This is a genomic window from Neoroseomonas soli (genome assembly GCF_018129065.1).
In the GTDB taxonomy this organism is placed as follows: Bacteria; Pseudomonadota; Alphaproteobacteria; order Acetobacterales; family Acetobacteraceae; genus Neoroseomonas; species Neoroseomonas soli.
Genome location: NZ_JAAEDM010000038.1, coordinates 34536 through 44230, shown reverse-complemented (window position 1 = coordinate 44230; position 9695 = coordinate 34536). Strand labels below are relative to the sequence as shown.

At 71.7% G+C, this 9695-nt stretch carries 9 protein-coding genes; 4 read left to right on the top strand and 5 right to left on the bottom strand.

Going from position 1 to position 9695, the window contains the following annotated elements; all coding sequences use genetic code 11:
• A partial coding sequence (locus tag GXW76_RS14415; RefSeq protein ID WP_211862783.1) for an alkaline phosphatase PhoX occupies positions 1-1111 on the bottom strand: 1111 nt, incomplete at its 3' end.
• The gene (locus tag GXW76_RS14410; protein WP_211862782.1) at positions 1108-3423 is read right to left on the bottom strand and encodes a molybdopterin-dependent oxidoreductase; all 2316 of its coding nucleotides are present in this window, start codon (positions 3421-3423) and stop codon (positions 1108-1110) included. The genes GXW76_RS14410 and GXW76_RS14415, both read right to left, overlap by 4 nt.
• A gap of 123 nt (positions 3424-3546) precedes the next feature.
• On the opposite strand from GXW76_RS14410, the gene GXW76_RS14405 reads away from it, so the two are divergent.
• A complete protein-coding gene (locus tag GXW76_RS14405; RefSeq protein WP_211862781.1) occupies positions 3547-4950 on the top strand; it encodes an aspartate aminotransferase family protein in 1404 nt (467 codons plus the stop codon).
• Positions 4951-4999: 49 nt separating this feature from the next.
• Entirely contained in the window at positions 5000-6262 is a 1263-nt protein-coding gene (locus tag GXW76_RS26160; RefSeq protein WP_211862780.1) for an O-antigen ligase family protein, read from the top strand.
• Positions 6263-6417: 155 nt separating this feature from the next.
• Here the strand turns inward: GXW76_RS26160 and GXW76_RS14395 are convergent, their stop codons facing one another.
• The gene (locus tag GXW76_RS14395; RefSeq protein WP_338150965.1) at positions 6418-7443 is read right to left on the bottom strand and encodes a polyprenyl synthetase family protein; all 1026 of its coding nucleotides are present in this window, start codon (positions 7441-7443) and stop codon (positions 6418-6420) included.
• 87 nt (positions 7444-7530) lie between these two features.
• Here GXW76_RS14395 and GXW76_RS14390 point away from each other — a divergent pair, with 87 nt between their 5' ends.
• On the top strand, positions 7531-7743 hold the full coding sequence (locus tag GXW76_RS14390) for a putative signal transducing protein (RefSeq protein ID WP_211862778.1): 213 nt from the start codon (positions 7531-7533) through the stop codon (positions 7741-7743).
• On the top strand, positions 7740-8474 hold the full coding sequence (locus GXW76_RS14385) for a tRNA1(Val) (adenine(37)-N6)-methyltransferase (protein ID WP_211862777.1): 735 nt from the start codon (positions 7740-7742) through the stop codon (positions 8472-8474). Before GXW76_RS14390 ends, GXW76_RS14385 begins: the two co-directional genes overlap by 4 nt.
• A gap of 105 nt (positions 8475-8579) precedes the next feature.
• Here GXW76_RS14385 and GXW76_RS14380 read toward each other — a convergent pair whose 3' ends face one another.
• Both GXW76_RS14380 and GXW76_RS14375 read right to left on the bottom strand, forming a co-directional pair.
• Positions 8580-8867: a hypothetical protein gene (locus GXW76_RS14380; RefSeq protein ID WP_211862776.1), complete on the bottom strand. Its 288-nt coding sequence runs from the start codon at positions 8865-8867 to the stop codon at positions 8580-8582.
• Positions 8868-8966: 99 nt separating this feature from the next.
• A complete protein-coding gene (locus GXW76_RS14375) occupies positions 8967-9641 on the bottom strand; it encodes an SCO family protein (RefSeq protein WP_211862775.1) in 675 nt (224 codons plus the stop codon).
• Positions 9642-9695 lie beyond the last annotated feature (54 nt).

Below are 9695 nucleotides of genomic sequence, written 5' to 3'. Positions count from 1 at the left end.
AGGCGGGCGCTGCGCTTGCCTGCCCGCCGCGCTCGGCAGGCGGTGCCTCGCGGCCCTGCAGCAGCACCTCCGCGACGCCGGTCTCGCTGGCGGCGTCGCCGGCGGCGGCGCGGAATTCCAGCACGCGCCCGGCGCCGCCATTGACGGCAAGGCACAGCCGCTTCCGCGCCGCATCGAAGGCGAGGCCAGCCGGGCGGTCGAAACCCGTCGCGCCGGCGGACCGCGCAGCCGCCAGCGGATCGCCTTCGGCCAGCGGCAGCCAGCGCAGGGATCCGCCCTCGATGCGCGCCGCCGTCATGCGCCCGGCATCCAGCGCCGTCGCGCCGGCCGTGCCGTCGGAGACGAAGCGATAGAGGAAGCCACCCTGCCGCCCATCGACCAGCCAGACCACGGCACGCCCATCGGCGGCGAGCGCCGCGGCCGCATCCACCGCCCCGAAGCGACCGAGCTCCGCGCGCTTCACCGGCACCGATCCGGGGTCGGATGGATCGACCTCCGTCACCAGCCCGCTCGTGCCGGCATCGAGCCCCGGCAGCCGGCCGCGCCAGAGGGCCGCCGCGCCCTCGGCCAGCAGCACGCTGCCCCAGGGCGTGGCGCAGCCGCCAGTGACGCCGACGATGCCGGTCGCCGGCCCGCCCTCCGCGCCGAGGCGGCAGAGTGTCGTCGCCGTCAGCCGCCGGTTCTGGTAGCCGCCATCGACGACCTTCCAGGCGCCACTGCTCTTCTCGAGGTTGAGCAGGCTCGCGCCCTGCATGGCACCGGCGATCCCGGGATTGTCGCGCCCGCCGGGGAAGGCCATGCGCGCCTCGACGGTCGGGTGGCCGACCACCAGCAGGGCGCGGGGAATGCCGTCCGCCGCACCCGGCGTCGGCACGACGGCGATCATGCGCGCATCCCAGCCGAACTGCGCCGCGGCCTGGTCGGCGCTTGGCTGCACCGGGTTCCAGGCGACGGCGTCGAAGGTGACGCGGTCGCCCCAGCGGATCAGCACGCCGCGGGTCCAGCCGGCGGCGACCTGGTCGTCCTGGCGGATGGCCAGGGACTGCGCTTGCGCCACGGCCGGCGCGGCGAGCAGCGCCGGGGCCGCGAGCAGCGCGCGGCGGGACATCATTCGGAAGCCTCCTCGATCGCGGGCGGCAGGTGGGCGCGGACGGGCGGCAGCGCCCGGGTCCACTTTTCCACCTGCACCATGCAGGACTGCGCCGATGGCCCCTGCCCCAGGCGCGAGGTGCCGATATCCGGCGTCAGCACGTTCGGATTGCCGTGCACGCACATGCTGCCGGGCACGCCCGGTTCCAGGGGATCGAACCAGGCGCCCGTCGCCATCATGGCGACGCCGCGCATCAGCCCCGGGTCGGTGCGCAGCCCACCGAGGCAGGCACCGCGGTCGTTGAAGACGCGCACGATGTCGCCGGGCTTCAGCCCGCGTTCCGCGGCGTCCTCCGGGTTCAGCACGATCGGTTCGCGGCCCTCGATCTTGTCCGCCGCGGCGACGCGGCCGGGGTCGAGCTGCCCGTGCAGCCGCGTCGCCGGCTGGTAGGAGAGCAGGTGCAGCGGGAAGCGCTTCGCGGCCTCCGCGCCCAGCCATTCGCGCGGCGCGATCCACACCGGATGGCCCGGCGCGTCGTCATAGCCGAAGGAGGCGATGGTCTCGCTGAACAGTTCCACTTTGCCGGTCGGCGTGTCGAGCGGGTGTTCCTCCGGGTCGGCGGCGAATTCGGCGAACTGGGTGTATTCCTCGCCGCGCGCGGGGGCCTCGGCCTCCCACCAGCCCTTGGCCCAGAAACTGTCGAAGTCCGGCGTCTCGACGCCGATGCGCGCGCAGTTCTGGCGCCACTGCTCGAACAGGTGGCGCAGCCAGGCATCTTCGTTGCGCTGGTCGGTGAAGCGGTCGCGGAAGCCGAGTTCCTCGGCGATGTCGGCGAGCATGTCGTGGTCGTTGCGCGCCTGCGCCACCGGTTCGATCGCCTTGTGCATGGCGCGCAGGAAGCGGTCGCGGCCGCTGCTCGCGATGTCGTTGCGTTCGAGCGTGGTGGTCGCCGGCAGCACGATGTCGGCATGGCGGGCGGCGGCGGTCCAGTGCTGTTCCTGCACAATGACCGTCTCGGCATTCGCCCAGGCGCGCATCATGCGGTTGAGGTCCTGGTGGTGATGGAACGGGTTGCCGCCCGCCCACCAGACGATGCGCGTGTCGGGGTAGCGCTGTTCCCGCCCGTTGAAGTCGTAGCCGCCGCCGGGATTCTCGAGCATGTCGGTGATGCGCGCGACGGGGATGAAGAGCGCCGTCGGGTTGCGCGTCGCGGGCATGGAGAAGGACGGAACCTCGCGGCGCGGCTGGCCCATGCCGTTCACGCTGCCATAGCCATAGGCCACGCCCTGTCCCGGCTTGCCGATCTTTCCCAGCATCGCAGCGAGCGCCGCGAGCATCCAATAGGGCTGTTCCCCGTAGTCGGCGCGCTGCAGCGACCAGGTGGCCGTCAGCATCGCCGGCTGGTCCGCGAGTTCCATCGCGATCCGGCGGATGGTCGCGGCAGGGATGGTGGTGATGGGTTCCGCCCATTCGGGCGTCTTCGCGACGCCGTCGCTCTCGCCCATGACGTAGGCGCGCAGCCTGTCCCAGCCGACGCAACGGGTGGCGAGGTAGTCGCAGTCCTCCCGCCCCGCGGTCACGATCGCGTGCGCCATGGCGAGCAGCAGCGCGGTGTCGGTGCCCGGCCGGATCGGGATCCATTCGGCGTTGCACCATTCCGGCACGTCGCCGCGGTTGGGCGAGACCTGGATGAAGCGCAGCCCGGCCGCCGCCGCGGCGCGCATGTTCATCTCGTTGGTGTGCTGCCCGGCGCCGCCCGAGGTGACGAAGCCGTTGCGCAGCGGCAAACCGCCGAGGCAGAGCATCGCCTTCGAATAGCGGATGATCGCCGCCCAGTCCGTGGTGCGGCCGAGCAGCACCTCGTTGGTGCCGAGGATATGCGGCAGCAGCGCCTGCGCCGCCGCGTAGGAATACGCGTTGACCTGCCCGGTGTAGCCGCCTCCGAGGCCGAGGAAGCGCTGCAACTGCGAACGCGCGTGATGGAAGCGCCCGGCCGAGGACCAGCCATAGGAGCCGCCGAAGATCGAGGTCGGCCCGTGCTCGGTGCGGACGCGGCGCGTTTCCTCCGCGACCAGCCGCGCCGCGCGGTCCCAGGAGACCGGCACGAACGGATCGCCGCCACGGAAATGGCCCTTCCGCTTGCCTTCCAGCCAGCCCTTGCGGATGTAGGGCCGGTCTACCCGGCAGGGGGCGTGGACGATGTCCGGCACGGCCTCGATCAGACTGCCGGGAAAGGGGTCGCGTTCGAAGGGACGCACGCCGACAACGCGGCCGTCCCGCACCACGGCGTCGTAGCTGCCCCAATGGGCAGCATGCGGCTTGAGTTCGGTCATTGCGCGGGCTCCTTCGCCCGGAAAGGTGGCGCGGGCCGGGCCGCGCGGCAACCGCGGCCCCTTGGGCGGCAGGACTTCCGGGCCTAGAGTGTCGCTTCCGCCCGCCGAGGAAGGTCCAGACGCATGACACCGCCGCGCAATTCCAACGCCGCTCGCGACATCGCGAACGTGCTGCACCCCTACACCGACGCCAAGGCGCACCTGCAGAACGGCCCGCTGGTCATCACCCGCGGCAAGGGCGTGCGCATCTACGACGAGCAGGGCAAGGAATACATCGAGGCGCTGGCCGGGCTGTGGTGCGCCTCGCTCGGCTTCGACAACGAGCGCCTGGTGCAGGCCGCGACCAACCAGATGCGGAAGCTGCCCTTCTACCATTCGTTCACGGCCAAGTCGCACGAGCCGATGATCGACCTGGCCGAGATGCTGATCGAGCGCGCCCCCGCGCCGATGAGCAAGGTGTTCTTCGGCAATTCCGGATCCGAGGCCAATGATTCGGCCCTCAAGATGGTCTGGTACATGAACAATGCGCTCGGCCGGCCGAAGAAGAAGAAGGTCTTCGCGCGGCTGAAGGCGTATCACGGCATCACGCTCGCCGCTGCCTCGCTGACCGGCCTGCCCGCCAACCACAAGCTGTTCGACGCGCCGATCGCGGGCGGCCGCTTCTGCCATGTCGGCACGCCGCACCACTACCACGAGGCCAAGCCGGGAGAGACCGAGGAAGCCTTCGCGACGCGCCTCGCGGAAGAACTGGAAGCCCGCATCATCGAGGAAGGTGGCGCCGAGGAATGCGCGGCCTTCTGGGCCGAGCCGGTGATGGGCGCCGGTGGCGTGATCGTCCCGCCGAAGACCTACTTCGAGAAGATCCAGGCCGTGCTGAAGAAGTACGACATGCTCTTCGTGGTGGACGAGGTGATCTGCGGCTTCGGGCGCACCGGCAACTACTGGGGCGCGCAGACCTTCAACATCCAGCCGGACATCCTGGTCTGCGCCAAGGCGCTGTCGTCCTCCTACCTGCCGATCTCGGCGGTGATGGTGAACGAGACGGTGTTCCAGGGCATCGCCGAGGGCTCGTCCGCCGTCGGCACCTGGGGCCATGGCTTCACCTATTCGGGCCATCCGGTTGCCGCCGCCGTCGCGATCGAGACGCTGAGGATCTACGACGAGACCAACATCGTCGCGCATGCGGCGGAGGTCGGCGCGCATATGCAGGCGGAGATGCGCCGCCGCTTCGCCGATCATCCGCTGGTGGGCGAGGTGCGCGGCGTGGGCCTGATCGCGGGGATCGAGCTGACCTCCGACAAGGCCGCCAGGAAGCCCATCGACCCAGCGAAGAAGGCCGGCGCGCGGCTGTGCAAGCTGGGCGAGGAGAACGGCGTGATCCTGCGCGCCATGATGAACGACAGCATGGGCTTCTCCCCGCCGCTCATCATCACCAAGGACGAGGTGAACGAGATGCTGGACCGCGTCGGCAAGTCGCTCGACGCGCTGGCCGTGGACCTGCGCCGCGAGAGCATCGCGGCGGTCTGACCGCCGAAGGCCCCGGCGCCGCGCGCGCCGGGGCCACCCCTTTCCCCGCGTGACCCTCACCTCCCCCGCCTTCCCACTCGCGGTCGCGCTGATCGTCGCGCCCTTCGTCGTGGTATTGCAGTCCAAGGCCATGGCGCCGGTCGGGCTGGTGGCCCTCGCCTTCGCGGTGATCGCGCATCTGCGCGCGACGCGCAGCCTGCCCTGGCCGCGCGGGCCGGTCGTCGCGGCTGCCGCGGCGCTCGGGCTGTGGGCTGCCGTCAGCGCGCTCTGGGCCATCGAGCCGGGCCGGGCGATCGGCACGGGCCTGTCCATGGCCGCAATGGCGCTGCTCGCCGGCAGCGCCGCGACTGCCGTGCGGGACATCGACGACGCGACGCGGCGGCGGCTGGTGCTGGCGCTCGCCATCGGCCTCGTTCTCGGCCTCTCGGCGGCGGCGATCGACGCGCTGACCGGCAATGCCATCCGCGCCGGTGTGCGCGGGTTGCGGGACGTGCCGGCGACGCTCGTTTTCGGGCTGAAGCCGGCGGCCTCGGTGATGGCGCTGCTGCTGCCGCTCGCGGTCGCCCTGCCTTGGCCCTTCCTGCCGCGCGCGCTGCTGCTGCTGGCCGGCGCCGCCGTGCTGGTGGCGCTGCCGGGAGACACGGCGAAGATCGCCGCGGTTCTCGGCCTGGTCGTCGCCGGAGCGACGGCGCTGGCGCCGCGCCTGGTGCCACGGCTGCTCGGCGCGGGCATCGCCGCGACGATCCTCGTCATGCCGCTGCTCGTCGCTGCAATTCCGACCCTGCCGGTCGAGCGACTTCCCGGGTCCGCCCTGCACCGCATGCTGATCTGGGACTTCACCGCGGAGCGGATCGCCGAGCGGCCCCTGCTCGGCTGGGGCATGGAAGCGAGCCGCACGGTGCCCGGCGGGCGGGACAATCCCTCGCCGGAAGCCCTGGCGCGGATGCGCGTGACGGACCCGGCGCTGCTGCGCTGGTTCGCGGAGCCGCACATCAACATCCTGCCGCTGCACCCGCACAACGGCGCGCTGCAGGTCTGGCTGGAACTCGGCGCCGTGGGCGCGTTGATCGCGGCGGCGCTGGCGTGGCTGCTCGGCGTGGCGGCGACGCGGGTGCCGTGCTCGCCGGCGGCAGCGGGTGCGCTGGCCTCGGCGGCCGTGACGGCGATGCTGTCCTTCGGGGCGTGGCAGGCGTGGTGGGTGGCGGCGATGATGCTTGCGGCCGCGGTGTGCGTGGCGCTGCCGGGGAGGGCCCTGCCCTCCCCGAGACCCCTCCCGCAAAGGGCCGAAGGGCCCTTTGAACCCGGAAATTGATCGGGCTGTTCGCAGAGGGGCATGGCCCGCACGCGATCAAGGTCGCGCCCGCGACGCGCCTCCCCGAACAGCCCGATTGAAATCGGTTTCCAAAGGCCCTTCGGCCTTTGGCGGGGTGAGGTCCGGAGAGGGGCGGCGCCCCTCTCCGGCGCGCCCTACCGCGCCCGCTCGATCACGAAATCCACCACCGCCGCCAGCGCCCGCTTCTCCGCGTTGTCCGGGAAAGCGGCGAGTGCCGCCAGCGCCTGGTCCCCGTAGATCCGGGCCCGGGCAATGGTGTCGGCAAACGCGCCATGCTTGCGCATCAGTGCCAGCGCCTCGGGGAGATCGCTGTCCTTCTGCTCGCGCTCTTCCAGCGTGCGGCGCCAGAAGCTGCGTTCGGCCTCGTCCCCGCGGGCGAAGGCGAAGAGCACCGGCAGGGTGATCTTCCCCTCGCGGAAATCGTCGCCCACGGTCTTGCCGAGCGCCTGCTGGTCCGCGCTGTAGTCGAGCGCGTCGTCCACCAGTTGGAAGGCGACGCCGAGCGCCATGCCGAAATCCCGCATCGCGGCCTGCGCGGCCGCCGGCTGCTCGGCCACCACCGCGCCCACCTCGGTCGCCGCGGCGAAGAGCGCGGCGGTCTTGCCCTCGATGACCTTGAGGTACTGGTCCTCGGTCGTCGTGGTGTCGTTCTGCGTCATGAGTTGCAGCACCTCGCCTTCCGCGATGGTCACGGAGGCGGAAGAAAGGATGCGCAGCACCTCGAGCGAGCCGTCCTCGACCATCAACTGGAAGGCGCGCGAGAACAGGAAGTCGCCGACGAGCACCGAGGCCTTGTTGCCCCACAGCGCATTAGCGGAGGCCTGGCCGCGGCGCAGCGCGCTTTCGTCCACCACGTCGTCGTGCAGCAGCGTCGCGGTGTGGATGAACTCCACGCAGGCGGCGAGGCCGACATGCCGCTCCCCGCGATACCCGCAGAGCCGCGCGGCGGCGAGCGTCAGCAGCGGACGCAGCCGCTTGCCGCCGGCGGCGACGATATGCGCCGCGAGTTGCGGGATCAGCGCGACATCGCTCTGCATGTGCTGGACGATGAGGCGGTTGCAGGCCTCGATATCGTCGCGCAGCAGCGATATCAACGCGCTCAGCGCGTCCTCCCCGCGCGGCGCCGGCGGGGCGACAAGCGGTGTGGCGGAAGCGCTCACCCTTGCTCTTCTCCTGATGCGGCGCGCACCATAGTGGCGGCCCGCCGGGGCGGCAAGCGCCGGAAAAACAAGGGATTCGCTAGCGGAATGCGCATCGTCGCCACCACCACTGACCCGGTCCGGCTGTCCTTCCTGCGTGCGCTGCTCGCCGATGCGGGAATTGGGAGCGTCGTGCTCGACGCCCATATCAGCGCGGTCGAAGGCGGGATCGGCGCCTTTCCGCGACGCCTGGCGGTGGCGACCGACGACGAGCAGCGCGCACGCGCCGTGCTGACGGAGGCCGGCGAGGCGACGGCGTGAGCGATACGACCGAGGATCTGCTGCTCGGCGGCCGGGTGCGGCTGCGCCAGCCGGTGAAGGGATTCCGCGCCGGGCTGGATGCGCTGCTGCTGGCCGCCTTCGTGCCGGTGCGGCCGGGGCAGCGTGTGCTGGAGGCCGGCTGCGGCAGCGGCGCGGCCTTCCTGTGCCTCGCGGCGCGCGTGCCGGGGGTGGCGGTCGTCGCGGTCGAGCGGGAACCGGCCATGGCCGCGCTGGCCCGGGAGAACGCGGCGTCCAACGGCGTCGCGGCGGAGATAACGGAGGGCGATGTCGCGGATGCGGCGCTGGCGCGTGCGCTCGGCCCCTGCGACCACGCCTTCGCCAACCCGCCCTATTGGCCGGGTGGCACGCCGCCGCCGGGCGCGGTGCGGCGCGCGGCGACGCATGAGCACGGCGCGGGACTCGATGCCTGGGCGCGGTTCCTCGCCGCGGCGCTGAGCACGGGCGGCACGGCGAACCTGGTGCTGCCCGCCGCGCGATTCGATGCCGGGGTCGCCGCGCTGCGGTCGGCGGGCTGCGGGTCGTTGGTGATGCTGCCGCTTGCGCCGCGCGCCGGCGAGGCGGCGAAGCGCGTCCTGCTGCGCGGCCGCAAGGGTGGCCGCGGGCCGGCGCGGCTGCTGCCGCCGATGGCGCTGCACGCGGAAGACGGCACCTTCACCCCGGCCGCGGAGGCGGTGCTGCGCCACGCCGCCGCGCTGGAGACGACGGCGTAGCGCGGCTTCCGTTCGCCCCGCTCAGGGAAATCGCTTCAGTCCACCGCCTTGCGAGCATCGTCACCCAATCAGGTGATTCCACCTGATCGGGATCTGTTCCCGGACCTACTGGTCCTTCACCTCGGGGTGGCGCAGCAGCCAGAGCCGCTCATGCGCCGCCACCAGGCTCTCGAGGTTCTTGCGCCGGTTGGCGTCGGGCGAGGCCGGACGGCGGGTCAGCATCATCTCGAGGATACGGAGCAGTTCCTCCGCCACCTCGAAATCCGCCTGGTCGCAGGCGTGATGGAAGGCGATGAGGATCTTGTCCGACAGGCGGCGCGTATGCCGAGGCGCCGGCGCGGCACCGCGGCCGGCTTCCGGAGCACCGCCTCCCTCGTTGTCGTCCTCAGTCATTCAGGCCCTCCGCCGCTGCGCCCGGCCGTACTTTTGACGGTTTAACGATTCCGGCGGCGCGAACATACAAGCCGCGCCTGTATTGCGGAACCCCGTGTCTCACAGGGCGCGAAGCTGTGCGGCCACCGCGGCGGCGATGGACTCGGGCGGGGTCTCGGGGCGGAACAGGCTGCGCACCCGGCCGTCCGGCCCGACCAGGTAGATGAACGACGAGTGATCCATCAGGTACTCGGTTGTGTCGCGCGGCTGCACCTTCGCGTAATAGACGCGGAAGGCGCGCGCGACCTGCGCGGTCTGCTCGGCGCTGCCCCTCAGCCCCACCAAGCGCGGATGGAAGCGGGAGACGTAGTCGGCCATGCCGGCCTGGGTGTCGCGTTCCGGATCGACGGTGATGAAGACCGGCGTCACACGCTCGCCAGCCGCGCCCATGGCATCGAGCGCGGCGGCCATGGTGCCGAGCTCGGTCGGGCAGACGTCCGGGCAATAGGTATAGCCGAAATAGATCAGCATCAGCCGGCCGGCGTAGTCGCGCTCGGTCACGGTGCGGCCGGTATGGTCGACCAGGGCGAAGGGCCCGCCGAGCGAAACGCCCTGGGCAAGCTGGATGCCGCCGGCCGACGGCGCGGGCATCTCCGTGCCGGTGATGGCGGCGATGCGGCGCAGGAAGGCATCCGCGATCGACTCGCCGGGCTCGCGGCCGAACCAGGCGAGCCCCCAGGCGCCCGCGAGCAGAACGAGGAAGGCCAGGGCGAGAAGGCGAACGGTGCGAAGCATGATGCAGCGCAGATAGGCCGTGCGGCGCGGGGCGCGCAAGGGCGCCCCGCCTGA